We start from the raw sequence: 19,290 nt of genomic DNA on the forward strand, positions 1-19,290 counted from the left end.
CCACCAACCCCACCAACCAGGACAAATCCGCCCCGTTGATATGCGCCGAAATCGGCCCGACATACAGCGGCGTATTCATAAACGGAATCTGCACCACAATCCCCACCGCATAGGCCACCAGCGCCTGGGGGTTGTACCGGCCATAAATCCCGCCATCCACGCGAAAGATCGAACCGATGTCGTACTTGCCCTTATGGATCGCATAGAAGTCGATCAGGTTGATCGCCGTCCACGGCACCAGTACCACCAGCAGCACCAGCACCATGTCCACGAAGTGCCCGATAAAATCCTTCGACGCAAACACCGCCGCAATCGAGCACGCCGCCAGCACCAGCACCGAGATCACTGCACGCGCCTTGGCGGTGGGGATCCAGCGGTAGGCAAAGGTCTGTACCAGGGTGATCAATGACAGCACCGCACCGTACAGGTTAAGCGCGTTGTGGCTGATCACACTAAGCAGGAACAGCAACAGCATCAGCGGGCCAATGGAGCCGGTCGCCAGTTTGACCGCGTCCATGGTGTCCATGCCCACCGGCGTAGCCAGTACCGCAACCGCACCAAAGATGAACGACAGGCTGGAACCGAGCACGGTGCCCAGATAGGTGGTCCAGAAGGTCGACGCCACCGGCACATCCGCCGGCAGGTAGCGGGAGTAGTCAGACACATACGGCGCAAACGCGATCTGCCACAGCGCCGCCAATGACACGGTGGCCAGCCAGCCGGAAATGTTGAAGTTACCGCGTGTCAGGAAGTCGGCCGTCTGCACATGGGTGAAGATGTAGCCGAACCCCAGCACGATGCCCGCGCCCAGCACCCAGGTACCGATGCGGTTGAGGACGTGGATGAAGCGGTAGCCGATGATGCCGATGATCCCGGAGCCGATGGCGCCGATGACGATGCCTACCGGTACCGGGATCGCGTCGACGACGCCGTGCAGGGATTTGCCCGCCAGTACGATGTTGGAGGCGAAGAAGCCGATGTACATCACGCCGGCGATCACCACCACCAGCAGTGCGCCAAGGGAGCCGAACTGGGCGCGGCTCTGGATCATTTGCGGGATGCCCATCTGCGGGCCCTGGGCCGAGTGCAGCGCCATCAGCACGCCGCCGACGAGGTGGCCGACGAGGATGGCGATGATGCCCCACACCAGGTTAAGGCCGAACAGTTGCACGGCCAGCGCGCCGGTGACGATGGGCAACGGCGCGATGTTGCCGCCGAACCACAGGGTGAACAGGTCTCTTACCTTTCCGTGGCGATCTTCCGGGGGCACGTATCCAATCGTGTGTTTTTCGATAAGCGGGGCGGAGGATGTTGCAGTGGTAACCATGACGAGCTCCAAGGCAAGGTGAGTACGTTGACGTACTTCGCTGGGCGGCGCGTGTGCGTCGCTTTTGTTGTTGGAGTGATCATGTGCAATGGTCACAGGGAGGTAAATTAGTAAGTTTGTTGCTATAGACCTTAAAAATAATATCTCGCGGGGTTTTTTGCTCCGGTATGTTGCATGCACTTGAATCTGTGTGAAAAAGCCGATTTTCACGCACTTGTTTGGGGCGAAATCCCACGTTTATGGAGGTCCCGATGGCTGCCTATAACCTGCGCCAGCTCAGATATTTTGTAACCACGGCCGAGTGCGGCAGCGTGGCAGAGGCCTCGCGCAAGCTCTATATCGCGCAACCGTCGGTGTCGACGGCCATCAAGCAGTTGGAAGACAGCTTCGGTGTGCAGCTGTTTATCCGCCATCACGCCCAAGGGGTGTCACTGACGCCGAGCGGTGCGCGGTTCTATCGCAAGGCCCTGGAGCTGCTGCGGGTGGCCCATGAGTTTGAGCAGAACGCCCTGGCAGACAATGACGTGGTGGCGGGGCAGATCGATATCGGTTGCTTCGAAACCGTGGCACCGCTGTATTTGCCGCGCTTGATTGCCGGTTTCCGGGAGCGTTGGCCGGGGGTGGAAATCCGTCTGCGCGATGGCGAACAACAGGAACTGGTGCAGGCGCTGACGGCCGGCAGTATCGATGTGGCGATGCTGTTTGAGCATGACCTGGGCAGCGCCATCGAGACCACGCCGCTGATGCCGCCGCAGCAACCCTATGCGTTGCTGCCGGCGGATCACCGGTTTGCGCAGCAAGCCAAGGTGTCCTTGGCGGACTTGGTGCTGGAACCGATGATTTTGCTGGATGTGCTGCCGAGCCGGACGTACTTCGTGAGCATCTTTGAAGAGCGTGGGCTGACGCCGAATATTGTCTTCAGTTCGCCGTCGATCGAGATGGTGCGGGGGATGGTGGGGCGCGGGTTCGGGTTTTCGATCCTGGTGACCAAGCCGTTTTCGCCGTATTCCTATGACGGGCAGAAGCTGGTGTGCGTGCCGTTGGCGGAGACGGTGACGGGGTCGGGGTTGTCGGCGGTGTGGTTGCGGCGGGCGCCGTTGACCAAGCCGGTGCAGTTGTTTGTGGAGTATTGCCGGGAAGAGCTGGCGCGGTTGTTAGGTTAGACACAGAACTAAAATGTGGGAGCGGGCTTGCTCGCGAAAGCGGTGGATCAGTCAATACATCGGGTGACTGTCACACCGCATTCGCGAGCAAGCCCGCTCCCACATTTGGCCCGCGTTTCAGGCGCGAATCGAGTCGAGCATGCGCAACAACATGGCATCGCAAGCCTTCAGTTGCGCAACACTCACAAACTCATCCGGCTTATGCCCCTGGTCCATGCTCCCAGGCCCGCACACCACCGTCGGAATGCCCGCCGCATCAAACAACCCACCCTCGGTCCCGAACGCCACGGTGCCAAATTCCCGCGAGCCGCAAAACGCCGCAATCAGCTCCGCCGCCTGGCTGCGCTGGTCGGTGGCCAGCCCCGGGTACGCCGACAACTCACTGAAGCGAATCGCACTCTGCCGGCTCACCGCCTGCATCCGCGGCAACACCTGCTGCATCGCATAGGCTTGCAGCTCCTCGGCCACTTCACCCGGGTCCATCGAGGGCAGGGCGCGCACTTCAAAGTCAAAACGGCAATCGGCAGGCACGATATTCAACGCCTTGCCCCCGGAGATCACCCCGGTTTGCACGGTGCTGAACGGCGGGTCAAAGCGCTCGTCCTGATGCACCTTGAGGCGCTGGCCGATTCGCCCCAGCTCACCAATCAACTCCGCCGCATACTCGATCGCATTCACGCCCTGGGGCGCATACGCCGAATGGCAGGCCTCGCCATGCACTTCACAGCGCATGGCGAGCTTGCCTTTATGGCCCAGCACCGGCTTCAGCTCGGTGGGCTCGCCGATAATGCACAGCAGCGGTTTCACCGGCCATTGTTCCAGCACCTTGAGCAACGAACGCACCCCAAGGCAGCCGACTTCCTCGTCGTAGGACAGGGCGATGTGCACCGGCATGCGCAAGTCTGCGCTTGCCAAGGCCGGCACCAGGGCCAGTACACAGGCGATGTAGCCCTTCATGTCCGCCGTGCCCCGGCCAAACAGCTTGCCGTCGCGCTCGGTCAACTCAAACGGCGGCAACGTCCACGGCTGGCCATCCACCGGCACCACATCGGTGTGCCCCGACAGCACAATCCCGGGCACATTCGCCGGGCCGAGGGTGGCGAACAGATTGGCCTTGCTGCGCTCATCGTTGTAGATCAACTCGCAAGGCACGCCGAACCCTGCCAGGTAATCGCGCACGAACTCGATCAGCTTCAGGTTGGATTCGCGGCTGGTGGTATCAAACCCCACCAGCGCCTGCAGCAGTTCGCGGCTGGTGCTCATCGGTCGTCTCCGGCCACGCCGTAGCCAGGGGAGCGGTCCGGGGCGAGGGCGCGGTCGATGTAGTCCTGCACCTGTGGACGGTAGGCGTCCCAGAGCTTTTGCAGCTCGGCGATCGGCTGCTCGTCGGCCCAATCCACCCGCAGGTTGATGATCGGCCAGGTCAGCTCGCCCACCACCACCAGCGCGGCGGAATGCACCGGCCCGGCTTCACCCCCGGCGGCAATGGCCGCATGCATCGCGGCCAGCAGGCGGTCTGCCAGTTGGCCTTCGCCTTGCTCGAAGGCCTTGACCATCGCCTCGATCACCGCGCGGTTGGCGAGCATATTGCCGGCGGCCACGCACTGTTCGCCAGACACCGCATTGTGGGTGCCAAGGGTTTCGTTGCCGCTGAAATGCACCGTGCGCCCGAGGTGATCAATCGCCGTCAGTTGCCGGTATTGGCTGTAGCCGTTGCGGGTCAGGGCCTTGTCTACGGCATCGGCAGGGGCAAGGCCTTGCTCCAATAGATCGAGTACGTCCGGGCCGAGAGCGGGCAGGGTGATGTTCTGGGTCGAGACCGCACCCACGCCGGGCCGCAGCCATGGGCAGCGGGCGCCCACGGCGATGCTCGATGAGCTGATGGCAATGCCCATCTGGCCGGTTTCCGCGCAGCGGGCGACGATTGAAAAGGTCATGTCGTGCCTCCTTGGGTTACTCGGGAATGACTGCAATCACGTCGATTTCCATCAGCCACTGTGGCTGGCCCAGGGCCGAAACCACCAACCCGGTGGAGATCGGGAACACGCCCTTGAGCCACTTGCCGACTTCCTGGTACACCGGCTCGCGGTAGCGCGGATCGATCAGGTAGGTGGTGGTCTTGACGATGTGGCTCAGGTCGCTGCCGGCCTCTTCCAGCAGTTGCTTGACGTTTTTCATTGCCTGTTCGGCTTGCGCGCGCGGGTCGCCAAGGCCGATCAGGTTGCCGTCGAAATCGGTGCCCACCTGGCCCCGTACATACACCGTGTTGCCGGCGCGTACGGCCTGGCACAGGTCATTGTCCAGGCTCTGGTTAGGGTAGGTTTCCTTGGTGTTGAACATGCGGATGCGAGTGTGAGTAGGCATCAAAAAAACTCCAGAAAAAAGTGATCAGGCGCTGACAGGTGAGGTGTGAACAACCGGTGCCGGTTCGCGGTACTCAAGGTATTGGCGCTGGATGGCGATATGGTCGGCCACGTACTTGGCGTCATGCCACACCCCCCAGATAAACGACGAGCCCCGGCGCGACTGCCATGGCAAACCGAGGAAGTAGATGCCTGACTCGCTGGCCACGCCGCGCTGGTGCTGCGGCTTGCCGGCGGCGTCAAATGCATCGACCTTCAGCCAGCTGTAATCCACGGCAAAGCCGGTGGCCCAGATGATTGAAGTGATACCGGCCTTGGCCAGGTCCAGTTCCAGGATCGGGTGCTTGATGCACTCGGCATCGGGAAACACACGACGCGCTTCGGGCTCTGGCGGCAGGTCGAGGCCGTTACGCTCGATATAGGCATCCGCTGCATCCAGCAGGGCCAGGTAGTTCTCATCGCCGCGGGCCAGGTTTTCCACCAGGTTGGGCTGGAAGCTCGCAACGCTGCCGTTGAAGGATTGGGTCAGGCCGACCAGGGTCATGCCTTGCTGGGCCAGCTCGCGGAAGTCGATGGTCTTGCCGCCGTGGGCGCCGCTCACCGCAATGGTCACGTGCTCGCGGCCGGGTTTCATCGCGGCCTGGTCCCACTCACCCAACACGCCCAGCCACCAGCAGAAATCGCGGTTGCGATAGGCACGCGGTGGGCGGTCGTGAGCACCCACCGACAGGTACACCTGGCGCCCGGAGCGTTGCAGTTCGTCGGCGATCTGCACCCCGGAGGAACCCGCCCCCACCACCAGCACCGCGCCGGCCGGCAGTTGCGCGGGGTTGCGGTAGTCGGCGGAGTGGATCTGGTGCAGCGCGCTGTCTTGAGGGGCAATCGCCGGAATCACCGGCTTCTGGAACGGCCCGGTGGCCGCCACCACGCGATTGGCTTCGATCACGCCTTCGCTGGTGTGGATGGTGAAGCCTGGGCGACCTACATTGCGCACCACCGAGGTCACGTCGACGCCGGTGCGAATCGGTGCATTGAACTTGCGTGCATAGGCTTCGAAGTAGTCCGCCACACGCTCTTTCGGCGCAAAGCCATCGGGGGCGACGTTATCGAAGGCCAGGCCCGGAAAACGGTCATGCCAGGCCGGGCCGTTGGCGACCAGCGAGTCCCAGCGGCCGGTGCGCCAGCGCTCGGCGATACGGCTGCGCTCCAGCACCAGGTGCGGCACGCCTTGCTTGCTCAGGTGCTCGCTCATGGCGACGCCAGCCTGACCGGCTCCCACCACCAGCGTGTCTGTTTTTGTTATTGCTTGAGTCATGTGTCTGTCCTTGCGTAATGCAGTTGGATTCAGCTTGGGCATGGCTTCAAGGCTAGGGGGAGGGCGGTTTTTAATAAAATATTATTAAGCTGGGAAGTGAGCATAAATATCGGATGCAGGCTCACCCTATCGGGTGATTTCGAGGATGGAGCGGGTGTGCAACCATCCTTGCAGTTCTTTCAGCGAGTGTTTGAAGTGGAAAACGACCGGCTTTCTTCTGCGCAATGGTTCGAACAGATGGCCCGGGTGACCGACAGCATCGGGCAGCCGGGGTTCGCCGCGACCTTGTTCGAGGCTCTCGGTTATCTCCAGCCGATCCAGGCCACCACGCTGTATTTCTACCCGCGCGGCGGCATGCCCAGTGCGCTGTTCGAGCTGGACGGGCCATGGTTGCCACAAGGCAATGTGCGCCAGTACCTGTCGGGGTTTTATCTGCTCGACCCGTTTTACGGGGCCTGTGTGGAGGGCGTCAGCTCCGGGTGTTATGAGCTGGCCGAGGTCGCCCCCGATCACTTCGAGCTCAGCGAATACTTCCAGTCGTTTTACCGCCACTCCCATCTGGAGGATGAGCTGAACTACATCCTGCAGTCGAGCAACGGCTCGAGCCTGGCGGTGTCGCTGGCCTTTACGCAAAAGCTCGACACCACCACCACTCGGCAATTCAAACGCATCGCGGCGTGGGTGCTGGCGGTGCTGGGCAAGCATTTCGTTGGCCTGGATGCCCAGGGGGCGCGTTTTGAAAACCTGCTGGAGCAGCGCATTCACTCGGCGCTGAACAACTTCGGCTCGTCGATATTGACCGAGCGGGAATGCCGGATCGCCCAACTGATCCTGCGCGGGCATTCCACCCGTTCGCTGGCCGAACGCCTCGATGTCTCGGAAGACACCATCAAGTCCCACCGCAAGCACATCTACACCAAGCTCGATATCGGCGCGCAATCGGAACTGTTTGCCCTGTTTATCGATTCGCTGGCCGAAGCCCAGGGAGTGCTGAGCAAAGACCCCCTTGAAAGCTACATGAGCAAGCACCGCTGAGCGGCGTTGCTCGCCCTTGCGTCACTACTAATAAGAGAGAAATACCATGAACGTACCCGCCCAACTGAACCGCCTGACCGAGGACTACCAGAAGTCGGATGCGGCCCACCACATCCATGCATTTGTCGATCAAAAAGCGCTGAATGCCGAAGGCCCGCGGGTGATGGTGCGCGGTGAGGGCCTTTACCTGTGGGACAGCGAAGGCAAGCGTTACCTGGACGGCATGTCGGGCCTGTGGTGCACCCAGCTGGGTTACGGTCGCAGGGACTTGACCGCTGCCGCTGCCGCCCAGATGGACCAGTTGGCGTACTACAACATGTTCTTCCACACCACCCACCCGGCGGTGATCGAGCTGTCGGAGTTGCTCTTCAGCCTGTTGCCGGGCCACTACAGCCACGTGATCTACACCAACTCCGGCTCCGAGGCCAACGAAGTATTGATCCGTACCGTGCGCCGTTACTGGCAAGTGGTCGGCCAACCGCAGAAAAAAATCATGATCGGGCGCTGGAATGGTTATCACGGCTCCACGCTGGCGGCGTCTGCCCTGGGCGGCATGAAGTTCATGCACGAGATGGGCGGCCTGATTCCCGATGTGGCACACATTGACGAACCCTACTGGTACGCCCATGGCGGCGAGCTGACGCCTGCCGAGTTCGGCCGCCGCTGCGCCTTGCAGCTGGAAGAGAAAATCCTCGAGCTGGGCGCTGAAAACGTCGCCGGGTTTATCGCCGAGCCGTTCCAGGGCGCGGGCGGCATGATCTTCCCGCCGGAAAGCTACTGGCCCGAGATCCAGCGCATTTGCCGGCAATACGATGTGCTGCTGTGTGCCGATGAGGTGATTGGTGGCTTTGGCCGTACCGGCGAATGGTTCGCCCATCAACACTTCGGTTTCGAGCCCGACACCCTGTCCATCGCCAAGGGCCTGACCTCCGGTTACCTGCCGATGGGTGGCCTGGTGCTGAGCAAGCGCGTGGCCGATGCGCTGGTGGAGCGCGGCGGCGTGTTTGCCCACGGGCTGACCTATTCCGGGCACCCGGTGGCGGCGGCGGTGGCGCTGGCCAACCTCAAGGCGCTGCGGGACGAAGGCATCGTGCGCCAGGTGAAGAACGACACCGGACCGTACCTGCAAAAAATCCTCCATGAAGTGTTTGGCAATCACCCGATGATCGGCGAGATCCAGGGCACGGGCTTGCTCGCGGCCTTGCAGTTCGCTGAAGACAAGAGCACCCGCAAGCGCTTCGAGAACGAAAACGACCTGGCCTGGCAGTGCCGCACGTTTGGTTTCGAAGAGGGCGTAATCATTCGCTCGACGCTGGGCCGCATGATCATGGCGCCGGCACTGGTGGCCACGCGCACTGAGCTGGACGAGCTGGTTGAAAAGACCCGCATCGCCGTGGATCGCACCGCACGGATCGCGGGAAAACGCTGAAGTGACCAGCGCGCCACCCCAGGCGAGGGGTGGTGCGCAACCTCCATCAGGCAACGCTGAACGGCATCGATGCCATCGAATGCCGCGACGCCCTGCATCCCCATTTCCAGGAGTCACCCATGAATACAATAACAAACGTGACCGATACACCCGCTCATCAATCCTCACCCAAAGCCGCCTCGTCCCGCCGCTTCCGTCAGCCGCTGGGTCTTATCGGGCTGGTGTTGTTCGGCCTGGCGTACATGGTGCCGCTGGCGGTGTTTACCACCTACGGGCTGGTGACCCAAATGACCAAGGGCCACTTGCCGACCGCCTACATGCTGACTCTCGCCGCCATGCTGCTGACGGCCTACAGCTATGGGCGCATGGTCCAGGCGCATCCCTATTCGGGCTCGGTCTACTCCTACACCCGCAAGGCGTTTGGCGCCTACTTCGGCTTCATCGCCGGGTGGACCCTGTTGCTGGACTACATCTTCCTGCCGTTGCTCAGCTATTTGCTGATCGGCATCTACATGTCCGAGTATTTTCCCGGGGTGCCGACCGCCGTGTGGGTGCTCGGCTCGATTGCCCTGGTGACCACGCTGAACCTGGTGGGCATCGAGTCCATCACCCGGGTCAACTGGATACTCATCGTCGCTCAGTTGGTGTTCATCGTGGTGTTCGTGGCGTTGTCGGTGCACACCCTGAGCGAGCAGTCCGCACCCGTGTCGCTGCTGGCGCCATTCCACCATGAAGGCTTCAGCGCGCCGCTGATCATGGCGGGCGCCGCGGTGCTGTGCCTGTCGTTTCTTGGCTTCGATGCGGTGTCGACCATGGCCGAGGAAACCCCCAACCCACGCCGCACCATCCCGTTGGCGATCATGGTGGTGTCGCTGTTCGGCGGACTGCTGTTCCTGCTGGTTTCGTATTTCGCGCAAATGGTATTCCCGCAATGGAACAGCTTCGTCGACCCGGATGCCGCCTCGGTGGATGTGATGCGCCGGGTGGGCGGCGAACTGCTGGTGACCGCCTTTACCGCAACCTATGTCGCCGGTTGCTTCGCCTCGGCGATGGTCTCCCAGGCCAGTGTGTCGCGGGTGCTGTTCGCCATGGGGCGTGACGGCGCGCTGCCCCGCGTGCTCGGCAAGCTGGTGACGAAAAAGCGCGTGCCCGCCACGGCCATCGTGCTGGTCAGCCTGTTCTCGCTGATTGCCTTGTTCATCACGCTGGATACCGTCGCCAACATGATTAGCTTCGGTGCGCTGTTCGCGTTCTCGGCGGTAAACCTGGCGGTGATCAAGCACTACCTGGTCGACCAGAAGTTGCGCGGTACCAGGAACTACTTGCTGTACGCCGTTGTGCCGGCGCTTGGGTTCCTCAGCACGATCTGGCTATGGAGCAGCCTTTCCAGCCTGTCGTTCACCATCGGCCTGTGCTGGATGGGGCTTGGGCTCCTGTGCCTGCTGGGCATCACGCGGGGGCTGCGCGTGAAGATGCCGGAACTGCAGATCGCCGAGTGAACCCCTCGTTTATCCATCGCCATTCATTGGGAGTACAACGTGTTCGACCTTAACTACTGGCAACAGCGTGTTGCCCGCCAGACGTTCATCAACACCGCCCTGATCGGTGGCCGCTCAGTGAATGCGGCATCCGGGGCGACCTTCGATGCCATTAACCCTGCGACCCAGCAGTTGCTGTCGCGGGTTGCAGCCTGCGGTGACGCAGAAGTCGACCTGGCCGTGCGCAGCGCACGCCAGGCCTTCGAGACCGGCCCCTGGCGACGGATGCCGCCGGTGGAGCGCAAGAAAATTTTGATCAGGCTCTCCGAATTACTGATGACCCACCGCGAGGAACTGGCGCTGCTCGATTCGCTGAACATGGGCAAGCCGGTGATGGACGCCTACAACGTTGACGTGCCCGGCGCCGCCAATGTGTTTGCCTGGTACGGCGAAGCCCTCGACAAGCTCTACGATCAAGTCGCGCCCACCGCTCACAACGCGTTGGCAACCATCACGCGTGAAGCACTGGGGGTGATCGCGGCGGTGGTGCCGTGGAACTTCCCGCTCGACATGGCCGCCTGGAAACTCGCGCCGGCGTTGGCGGCCGGTAACAGCGTGGTCTTGAAACCTGCCGAGCAGTCGCCGTTTTCTGCCCTGCGCCTGGCCCAGCTTGCCCTGGAAGCCGGTGTCCCGGAAGGTGTGTTGAATGTAGTGCCCGGCCTCGGCGACAGTGCCGGCAAGGCCCTGGGGCTGCACCCCGACGTGGATTGCCTGGTGTTCACCGGCTCCACTCAGGTGGGCAAATACTTCATGCAGTACTCCGCCCAGTCCAACCTGAAACAGGTGTGGCTGGAGTGTGGCGGCAAGAGCCCGAACCTGGTGTTTGAGGACTGCCAGGACCTGGACCTTGCGGCGCAGAAGGCCGCCTTCGGCATCTTTTTCAACCAGGGCGAAGTGTGTTCGGCCAACTCCCGTCTCTACGTGCAACGCTCCATCCATGACGAATTCGTCGAGCGCCTGATCGCCAAGTCGCGCGCCTGGATGCCGGGTGATCCGCTGGACCCCGGCAGTGCGGCCGGTGCCATCGTCGACAGTCAGCAAACCGCACGCATCATGCACGCCATCAGCCAGGCCCAGGGGGAGGGCGCCAGGCTGTTGTGCGGTGGCGAACAGGTGATCATCAATGGTTCAGCAAACTTCATCCAGCCAACCATTTTTGCCGGTGTGACCCACGACATGGCCCTGTCCCGCGATGAAGTGTTCGGCCCAGTGCTTGCCGTCAGCGCTTTCGACACGGAAGAGCAGGCGATACAGCAGGCCAACGACAGCCTCTACGGCCTGGCGGCCTCGGTCTGGAGTGATGACCTCAACCGTGCGCACCGCGTGGCCCGTGCCCTGAATGCCGGGACGGTGTCGGTCAACACCATCGACGCCCTGGATGTGGCGGTGCCGTTCGGTGGTGGCAAGCAATCCGGGTTCGGGCGTGATTTGTCGCTGCACGCTTTTGACAAGTACACGCAGCTGAAAACCACCTGGTTTCAGCTGCGTTGACTCAAGCGGTTATCCGGTCGTGTATTTATGCGTGCGCGACCGGCACAACTACAGGCAAAATCAGTGCGAACCCAGAGGGCTTTGAACACCATGGTCACTATTCGCGTAATGAGCACTGCCGACTACGACGCCGTGCTCGAACTGATGCAGAAAACGCCTGGCATCTCCCTGCGCGATGCCGACTCCCGCGAGGCCACTGAGCGTTACCTGGAGCGCAATCCAGGCCTGAGTTTCGTCGCCGAGGTCGATGGGGGGCTGGTTGGGTGCGTGATGTGCGGGCACGATGGCCGGCGCGGGTATTTGCAGCACCTGCTGGTGCTGCCCGCGTATCGGCGCCAGGGTATTGCGAACGCGTTGGTTGAGCGCTGCCTCACCAGCTTGGCGCAATTGGGCATCCGCAAATGCCACCTGGATGTGTTCAAGACCAACGACAGCGCTGCCCGCTATTGGCAGGGCCAGGGCTGGCAGTTGAGGACCGATATTGATCGCTATTCGTTTACCCGGCCGGGTGACGAGAACGCCTGACGTCCATGGAGGGACAGATGCTCGAGATACGACGCGCCACGCTGGAAGATGCACAGGCAGCCTTCGACATTCGCCTGTTGGCCATACGCAGCCAATGCATCGGCGCCTATACGTCCGAGCAGATGATGTTGTGGACGCAAGGCGCAGCCAAGGACGGTTACGACACGCTGATGGACAAGCATTTTTACCTGGGCTGCGTGAACGCTGAACCTGTGGTCACCGGCATGCTGGATCTGGCGAACAACGAAATCGGTGCGCTGTTTGTGCTGCCCGGGTTTACCGGACGCGGGATTGGCAAGCAGATACTGGCGTATCTGGAAGCGTTGGCGCAGGAATTGGGGATCGAGGAAGTGATCCTGGACGCGACGTTGAACGCGGCGGATTTTTATCGACGGTGTGGGTATGTGGGCGATGAGCAGGCGATCTACCACTCGCCATCGGGGTTGCAGTTGGCCTGTATTCCTATGCGTAAACACCTGCGCCGTTTGCGCTGACACGGAAAAACTGTGGTGAGGGCGCTTGCTGTGGCGAGGGAGCTTGCTCCCGCTGGGTCGCGAAGCGGCCCCAATAAAGCCAGCGCAATCTGACTGAAAGAACTCGCTGACCTTTTTGGGGCTGCTGCGCAGCCCAGCGGGAGCAAGCTCCCTCGCCACAGGTCATGTGTCGTCTTGGGTATTGAACTCCGTACGCAAACACCTGATCACCTCGCTCACCGAAGCTCCTTGAACCACCGGCGGCGTGGGGCTCTCACCAAACTCCCGCCAGATAAAAAGCGTCAGCTCCGCACCGTCGGTAGCCTTCTGCTGCGTCCCGAAATCCTGCAACACCCGATAGCGCTCATCCTGCCAGAACAGCGCTTCAACCCATCCATACACCGGTATGAAATGAAAGTGCAGCGGGAAGCCCGGCATATGCCCGAACCGGCTGATGTAAAGCCACTTGGGCTTCAACTGAGCCTCCATGACCCGCTGGGTTTTGGCCAGCAACCCACCCAACTCCGCGAGCGCCGCATCGGGCATCTCGGCCAGTGAGTCAACCGGCGCCTTGGCACCCAGCATCAGGTAGCCCGGCAGTGCGGATGACAGGTGATGATTGAGCAGCCAGTGCTCGGTCTCATGCACAACAAAGGATGGATCGATCTTCATCGACGGGCTTCCATGCGAAGAGGCTTGGCAGGATACCAAGAGTCATCGCCCTGTATCCCGCAAATGCAGCGGATCTGTCTCTATCGCGGCATTCACCTTATAGATACGGTTCATCCATACCTATTCAATGCCGAGAAAACCATGGACCTGACCGCAATCCCCTTTGGCACCACCGACTGGTCGACCCTCGAGCCGGTGATGTATCCCGGCGAAACCGGCAGTGCGTATTGGCGCACTTGCCAGTTCGGTTCAACCCGCGTGCGCATGGTCGAATACAGCGCCGGTTACCTGGCTGATCACTGGTGTTGGCGCGGGCATATCCTGCTGTGCCTGGAAGGTGAGTTGCATACCGAGCTGGAGGATGGCCGGCAGTTCACGCTGACTGCCGGGATGAGTTATCAGGTGGGTAATGACATGGAGGGGCATCGTTCCTCCACTGCCATTGGCGCAAAGTTATTTGTGGTCGATTGACGTTCCATCGCCCTTCAACCCTTGCGATAAACCCCCGCCAACTCCCGCGCCAGCCCAATGAAATTCTGCAACGGCGTCGACGGATTGAACGCGCGCCGCACCAGGGTGATCGGTGCCAGCAACCTTGGCCGTGCATCGCTGATCCGGCAGTACACCACGCTTTCGCGATGCACGTCGCGCATCGACGCCGGCACCACCGAGATGCCTTCGCCTGCGGCCACCAGGCTGACGTTGGTCAGCATGCGCTCCACTTCAAAGGCAATCTTCGGCTCGAAGCCGGCGTTCTGGCAGGCCTTGATCAGGTTGGCGTACATCCCCGGCGCGCCGGGGCGGCGGACCAGGATGAAGCGTTCGTCCTTGAGGTCGGCCATGGTGATTTTTGGCTCGGCACCCTTGAGCAGCGCATGCCCGACGGGCAGGGTCAGCAGCATTTCTTCGTTGAGCAATCGGTGGAACGTGAGGCTCTGGTGGTCGCCCACCGGTGCGCGGAGGATGCCGATGTCGATGCGTTTTTCGATGGTGTCTTCGGTGACTTCCCGGGCGCTGCCTTCGTTGATCGAGAGCTCCACGCCCGGGTATTGCTCGCGGTAGGCGCGGATGATTCGCGGGATCAGCGGGTGGGCGGCGGCGGAACTGGTGAAGGCAATGACCAACGTGCCTTCGATACCCTGGGCAGCGCGAGCCGCCTTGAGGGAACCTTGCTCGACGCGGGCGAGGATCACTCGCGCTTCATCGAGAAACACCAGCCCGCCGGCAGTCAGGTCGACGCCCTTGGGGTGGCGCTTGAACAGGTCGAATCCCAGCTCTTGTTCGAGGGCACGTATCTGTTGGCTGAGGGGCGGCTGCTGCATGTTCAGGCGAGCGGCGGCGCGGGTGAAATGTCGCTCTTCGGCCACCATGATGAAATAACGTAAATGGCGAAGTTCCATGGTGGTATATCCCGTGACAAGACTTTATTATTTGTGGCCTGAGTGCGCCTTGGCGACCAATATGCCGAAAGTGGCCTGATCCGACAATAACAATAAATAAAAAGACCATGGAGCATTGATGCCAACCCGACTTGCCAATAATGCTACCTTGCCTATTTTGATTGCCATTGCTCTTGGCATGGTTGTAGGGCTGTTTTATCCGGGCGTGGCAATCGAGATGAAGCTGCTCAGTGACGCCTTTATAAAAGTGGTCGGGTTACTGATGCCATTTCTGTTGTTTGTGCTGGTGTCGACCGGTGTCGCAGGTATCAAGCGCGAGCCCCACCATCGGCATGTAGTGGGGCGGATCGTGGTGTATTTCCAGCTGATGTCCCTTGCTGCATTGGTGTTGGGAATGTCGACGGGGTGGTTGTTCAGCCTGGATCATACGGCAGTGGCCAACCTGGATTTTGATCATCTGACACCGCCTGCCGCGCCCGAAACGCTGCTGCACGAGCTGTCGATGACCTCGATTTCGTCCAGTCTTTACAAGGTTTTCACCCAAAGCCTGGTGCTCCAGGTGATGCTGGTGGCGGTGCTGTGCGGCCTGCTGCTGGGGCGTGGCGGCCAGGTCGCAAACCGCTGCCTCGGTTGGCTGGAAGCGGCGGTCGCCGGGTTGTTCTGGTTGCTGCGGTTTATCCTGAAGTTCGCACCGCTGGCGGCGTTTGGGGCGATGGCATTTGTGGTGGGAAAGTACGGTTTAAGTTCGGTGCTGCCGCTCTTGAAGTTCATTGTTGTTATTTACCTGGTTTGCGCGGTGTTCGTCATTCTAGTGTTCGCCACGATTACCCGCCTGCTCGGCGTTAAATTGAGTAGGCTAATTGCTTACTTGAAAGAAGAGTTGTTGTTGGTGACGTTCACCGGCTCTTCAGTAGCCGCACTTCCAGGTTGCGTCAGCAAACTTGAGGCGCTGGGCTGTGATCGCCAATTAGTGCGCCTGGTGTTGACCACCGGGTATACGTTCAACTTGGCCGGTACCAATCTTTACCTGACCACTGCCATTATGTTCCTGGCGCACCTCGCCGGGGTGGAGATTGCCGTGCCCGAGTTGCTGGCGGTGCTGGTGATCTGCCTGTTTACCTCGCTGGGGTCTACCAGTGTCGCGGGCTCGGCGCTGTTTACCCTGATTGCTACCTTGAACATCCTGCAACTGGTGCCACTGGAAGGGGTGGGTTTGTTGTTGGGAGTGGAACGGCTGATGAAGTGTCGGTCGTTGACCAATGTGCTGGGCAATTGCGTGGCGTGCCTGGCGATATGCGGGTGGCAGAAGTCGATTGACCATGAGGTGTTGAAGCGGGAACTGAGTCACTGAGGCGAACATGCTTTCCAGACCCAAACGCGGTCAAATGTGGGAGCGGGCTTGCTCGCGAATGCGGTGGGTCAGCCAATAAATCTGCTAACTGATACACCGCCTTCGCGAGCAAGCCCGCTCCCACATTCAGATCGCATTTCAGCCCTTGGCGTTGAGCAACTTGTCGAAGGCCTTGTCCAGGTTGCCTTCAGCACCTTTCAGCTTCTCACGACGCTCCTTCAACCAACTCTGGTCCGCGTCGAGATTCTTGCGCGCTTCCACCAGCATCCGCTTGACCTCTTCCGGCTGCGGCCCACCCGTACCCTTGCGAGTCTTGACCATCGTGGTCGGCGACAGTGCAGCCCGGAAACCGGCCTCATCCAGCGGCAACGTATTCGGCGTCCATTTGTATTTGTCCGCGGCCTGGGTGTACAGCTTCTGCGCGTCCGCATACGCGAAGGTCTTCGGCGTGGTGCCATTGCTGCGCGCCTCGGTGACGATCAACGAGGCGAAGCTGTGGCCAATGCGGAACGGCACCTTGAACTGACGCTCCAGGGTGTCGGCCAACTCCATGGACGTGGTCCATTCCGACTCCAGCTCATCCAGCGCTCGCTGCGGGTTGATCTGCAGCGCATCCAGCACGGCATCCATGCTTTTGAACATGTCATCGGTGGACTGGAACAGCCCCAATGAATCGAACGCAAACTTGTAGTCGGTCATGCCGGTGGTGACGTTATGCGCGCGCAAGGTCACGGTTTGCGCCAGGCCCACCACGTCCGAGGCCGATTCCCGAGTGCGCATCAACAACCCCGGGTTGCGTTTTTGCGGCATCGCACTGCTGGTGTAGGTGGACTCTTCGTCCAGCAGCAACCAGGGGCGGATCTGATGGTACTGGGTATGGATATCGCCAATCATCGCGCCGATGCGGATCGCCGAAGACGCCGCGAGGTTCGCCGCCTCGATCGGGATGTCGTAGGTCGACACCTGGCTCGAATCCAGGGAGTTTTCCCGCACGCCGTCGAACCCCAGCAACTCGGCCAGGCGTTCGCGGTTCAGCGGGTAAGCGGAGTTCGCCAGTACCGCGGTGCCCATCGGGCTCAGGTTGAGGCGGGTGTAGAGTTCACGGATGCGTTGGCCGTCGCGATCAAATGCGGCTTCGAACGCCAGCAGGTAGTGCGCATAGCTGATGGGCATGGCCTGCACGCCGTTGGTGTAGGCGGGCACCAGGGTGTCGATGTTCTTGTCGGCGATGTTCAGGATACGTTGGCGGGTGGCGTTCAGTGCCTCGCTGTAGGCCAGCACCTGGGAGCGCAGTTTGGCCAGGCGGTAGGTGGCGAGCATGTCCTGGCGGCTGCGGCCGGAGTGGATCAGCGACGCTTCCGGACCGATCTTGTCGGTCATGATTTTTTCCAGTTGCAGCACATCTTCCGGGCGCTTGCCATCGGGCTGGTCGGCCTGGTCGATGGCAAAGCGCACGCCGCCGGCGATCTTGTGGCCCATGTCCGGCTTGACGATGCCTTCTTCGGTGAGCATCACGATCGAGGCTTTGTTGATGCGGTTCAACCAGGCGAACTGGGTTTGGGTCGGGTCGCCCTTGACCTTGTGGGCGCTTTGCGAGGAGCCCGGCGTGGCGCCGACTTTGGCCGCCTGGGCGGCGCATTCTTCGGTGGTTTTGCAGGGCAACGCGCCGGTGTCGGCGGCGTAGGCGCCGTAACTGCTGAACAGGGCAAAGGCGACGGCCAGGTGGATCAGGCTTTTTCTGCTATTCATGTGCAACGCTCCGGGAAAAATCACAGCAAGGGCAGGGTGTAGCTGACGATAAAGCGGTTCTGGTCGATATCGCTGCCGCTGCCATTGCTGCGATACGTGCCATTGCGCCATTTCACTTCAAGGTTCTTCAGGGCACCGCTCTGGAACACGTAGCCGATATCGGTGTTGCGCTCCCACTCGGTACCTTCCAGGGTTCGGGTACGCACGAAGTTGTCACCCTTGAGGTAGCGGGTCATGAAGGTCAGGCCGGGGATGCCGAGGGCGGCGAAGTCATAGTCGTAGCGGGCCTGCCAGGACTTTTCCTCGGGGTTGGCGAAGTCCGGCGAGATCATCACGTAGTTGACGAGGTAGGAGTCGGTACCGTCCAGGTGGGGGAAGCCGGTGGTGCCTTTCATGCGCTGGTAGGCGGCGCCGAACGAGTGGCCGTGGAGGCTGTAGGTGAACTTGGCACCGAAGGCCTGGTTGTCGATGTTGCTGTTGCCTTCCTTGCTGGAGTCGGCGTAACGCAGGTCGGTCTTGAACGACTGCGCGTCACCCAGTGGCAGGGTATGGACCAGGTTGAAGATGTGTTGCTTGTAGTTGTTCTCGAGGTTGGCGTAGTGGTAGCCGGTGACCAGGGTTTTGGTCCAGGCGTAGCTGGCACTGGCGAAGTCGAATTTATCGCTGGGCACGGCGCCCTTGATGCCTTTGCCGTCGACTTCGATGTCTGCATGGCCGCTGTCGTTACGCAGGGTGTTGCTGGTCAGGCGCCCGGCATCGAAGGTCAGGCCGGCGATGTCCTGGCTGGTCAATTGAGTGCCGCGAAAGGTCTGGGGCAGCAGCCGGCCATCGTTGGGCAGTACGGTCGGCAGCTTGGGGATCAGCGTGCCGAATTTGAGCACGCTTTTGGAGATCCGCGCCTTGGCGGTGGCGCCCATTCGACTGTAGCTGTCCGGTGCGCCATCCTCGCCCACGGGAAGCAGGCCGGTGTTTTGGCGGTCGGGGCTTGAGTCCAGTTTCAAACCCTGCAGGCCGATGGCATCGAGGCCAAAGCCCACCAGGCCTTCGGTGTAACCCGACTGGTAATTGAGGATCAGCCCTTGGGCCCACTCATCGCGTTTGGACTGGCTCGCGTTGGGCTGGCGGTAATCGCTGTTGAAGTAGAAGTTGCGAAATTCGAGGTCGGCCTTGCTGTCTTTGAAAAAGTCAGCTTCGGCAAAGGTTGGGAAGGCGAGGGTCAAACCGAGGGTGGCCGAAGTCAAGCCCAGGGTAATGGGGGATTTGTTCATTGTTATTCCCGTTGTCTGCTGCTTATTTTTAGAATTATCTGGCCGGACGGCGACAGGGAGACGCGTCCGGCTTGCGCAGGCTAACGAGTTGTATTGCAGATTGAAAATATATAGAAAGTGTTGATGCGAGACGAAAAAAGTATGAAGCGGACGCCCGATTTTTCAGGCACTGAAGGGCCAATGTGGGAGCG

At 61.0% G+C, this 19,290-nt stretch carries 18 protein-coding genes; 9 read left to right on the top strand and 9 right to left on the bottom strand.

Annotated elements, in window-relative coordinates; genetic code table 11:
* The coding region (locus HX873_RS02805; protein ID WP_177122346.1) for a cytosine permease at window positions 1-1,327 on the bottom strand (1,327 nt) is incomplete at its 3' end.
* A 251-nt stretch (window positions 1,328-1,578) separates the two neighbouring features.
* Here HX873_RS02805 and HX873_RS02810 point away from each other — a divergent pair.
* Entirely contained in the window at window positions 1,579-2,490 is a 912-nt protein-coding gene (locus HX873_RS02810) for a LysR substrate-binding domain-containing protein (RefSeq protein WP_003210159.1), read from the top strand.
* Between the two features lie 117 nt (window positions 2,491-2,607).
* Here HX873_RS02810 and argE read toward each other — a convergent pair whose 3' ends face one another.
* Genes argE through HX873_RS02830 form a run of 4 tightly spaced genes read right to left on the bottom strand, consistent with a single transcriptional unit; the run spans window position 2,608 to window position 6,210 of the window.
* A complete protein-coding gene (gene argE, locus HX873_RS02815; RefSeq protein WP_102606138.1) occupies window positions 2,608-3,753 on the bottom strand; it encodes an acetylornithine deacetylase in 1,146 nt (381 codons plus the stop codon).
* Window positions 3,750-4,427 (bottom strand): DUF1028 domain-containing protein, encoded by a 678-nt coding sequence (locus HX873_RS02820; RefSeq protein WP_177122347.1) that lies wholly within the window; start codon window positions 4,425-4,427, stop codon window positions 3,750-3,752. The genes argE and HX873_RS02820 overlap by 4 nt, the downstream gene beginning before the upstream one ends.
* A gap of 16 nt (window positions 4,428-4,443) precedes the next feature.
* Complete coding sequence (locus HX873_RS02825) at window positions 4,444-4,854, bottom strand: RidA family protein (RefSeq protein WP_003207327.1); 411 nt, start codon at window positions 4,852-4,854, stop codon at window positions 4,444-4,446.
* Window positions 4,855-4,878: 24 nt separating this feature from the next.
* Window positions 4,879-6,210 (bottom strand): flavin-containing monooxygenase, encoded by a 1,332-nt coding sequence (locus HX873_RS02830; protein ID WP_371316147.1) that lies wholly within the window; start codon window positions 6,208-6,210, stop codon window positions 4,879-4,881.
* A gap of 153 nt (window positions 6,211-6,363) precedes the next feature.
* On the opposite strand from HX873_RS02830, the gene HX873_RS02835 reads away from it, so the two are divergent.
* The 6 genes from HX873_RS02835 (at window position 6,364) to HX873_RS02860 (ending at window position 12,680) form a co-directional block, all read left to right on the top strand.
* The gene (locus HX873_RS02835) at window positions 6,364-7,203 is read left to right on the top strand and encodes a helix-turn-helix transcriptional regulator (RefSeq protein ID WP_177122360.1); all 840 of its coding nucleotides are present in this window, start codon (window positions 6,364-6,366) and stop codon (window positions 7,201-7,203) included.
* Between the two features lie 46 nt (window positions 7,204-7,249).
* Complete coding sequence (locus HX873_RS02840; protein ID WP_134326381.1) at window positions 7,250-8,632, top strand: aspartate aminotransferase family protein; 1,383 nt, start codon at window positions 7,250-7,252, stop codon at window positions 8,630-8,632.
* A gap of 119 nt (window positions 8,633-8,751) precedes the next feature.
* Entirely contained in the window at window positions 8,752-10,131 is a 1,380-nt protein-coding gene (locus HX873_RS02845; RefSeq protein ID WP_023658770.1) for an APC family permease, read from the top strand.
* 39 nt (window positions 10,132-10,170) lie between these two features.
* Window positions 10,171-11,661: an aldehyde dehydrogenase gene (locus HX873_RS02850; protein WP_177122348.1), complete on the top strand. Its 1,491-nt coding sequence runs from the start codon at window positions 10,171-10,173 to the stop codon at window positions 11,659-11,661.
* Window positions 11,662-11,688: 27 nt separating this feature from the next.
* A complete protein-coding gene (locus tag HX873_RS02855; protein ID WP_256349561.1) occupies window positions 11,689-12,186 on the top strand; it encodes a GNAT family N-acetyltransferase in 498 nt (165 codons plus the stop codon).
* A gap of 17 nt (window positions 12,187-12,203) precedes the next feature.
* Window positions 12,204-12,680, top strand: coding sequence for a GNAT family N-acetyltransferase (locus HX873_RS02860; RefSeq protein ID WP_177122350.1), 477 nt, complete (start codon window positions 12,204-12,206; stop codon window positions 12,678-12,680).
* A gap of 162 nt (window positions 12,681-12,842) precedes the next feature.
* Here the strand turns inward: HX873_RS02860 and HX873_RS02865 are convergent, their stop codons facing one another.
* A complete protein-coding gene (locus HX873_RS02865) occupies window positions 12,843-13,331 on the bottom strand; it encodes an HIT family protein (RefSeq protein ID WP_102368849.1) in 489 nt (162 codons plus the stop codon).
* Window positions 13,332-13,472: 141 nt separating this feature from the next.
* Between HX873_RS02865 and HX873_RS02870 the strand changes: the two genes are divergently transcribed.
* Entirely contained in the window at window positions 13,473-13,802 is a 330-nt protein-coding gene (locus HX873_RS02870) for a DHCW motif cupin fold protein (protein ID WP_177122351.1), read from the top strand.
* A 14-nt stretch (window positions 13,803-13,816) separates the two neighbouring features.
* Here the strand turns inward: HX873_RS02870 and HX873_RS02875 are convergent, their stop codons facing one another.
* Window positions 13,817-14,731 (bottom strand): LysR family transcriptional regulator, encoded by a 915-nt coding sequence (locus HX873_RS02875; RefSeq protein ID WP_003207349.1) that lies wholly within the window; start codon window positions 14,729-14,731, stop codon window positions 13,817-13,819.
* Between the two features lie 118 nt (window positions 14,732-14,849).
* Here HX873_RS02875 and HX873_RS02880 point away from each other — a divergent pair, with 118 nt between their 5' ends.
* A complete protein-coding gene (locus HX873_RS02880; protein ID WP_102606145.1) occupies window positions 14,850-16,082 on the top strand; it encodes a cation:dicarboxylate symporter family transporter in 1,233 nt (410 codons plus the stop codon).
* Between the two features lie 138 nt (window positions 16,083-16,220).
* Here HX873_RS02880 and HX873_RS02885 read toward each other — a convergent pair whose 3' ends face one another.
* Complete coding sequence (locus HX873_RS02885) at window positions 16,221-17,831, bottom strand: argininosuccinate lyase (RefSeq protein ID WP_177122352.1); 1,611 nt, start codon at window positions 17,829-17,831, stop codon at window positions 16,221-16,223.
* A gap of 20 nt (window positions 17,832-17,851) precedes the next feature.
* Complete coding sequence (locus tag HX873_RS02890) at window positions 17,852-19,099, bottom strand: OprD family porin (RefSeq protein ID WP_177008597.1); 1,248 nt, start codon at window positions 19,097-19,099, stop codon at window positions 17,852-17,854.
* Window positions 19,100-19,290 lie beyond the last annotated feature (191 nt).

The sequence above is a fragment of the Pseudomonas sp. P7758 genome, from assembly GCF_013386485.1.
Taxonomy (GTDB): Bacteria; Pseudomonadota; Gammaproteobacteria; order Pseudomonadales; family Pseudomonadaceae; genus Aquipseudomonas.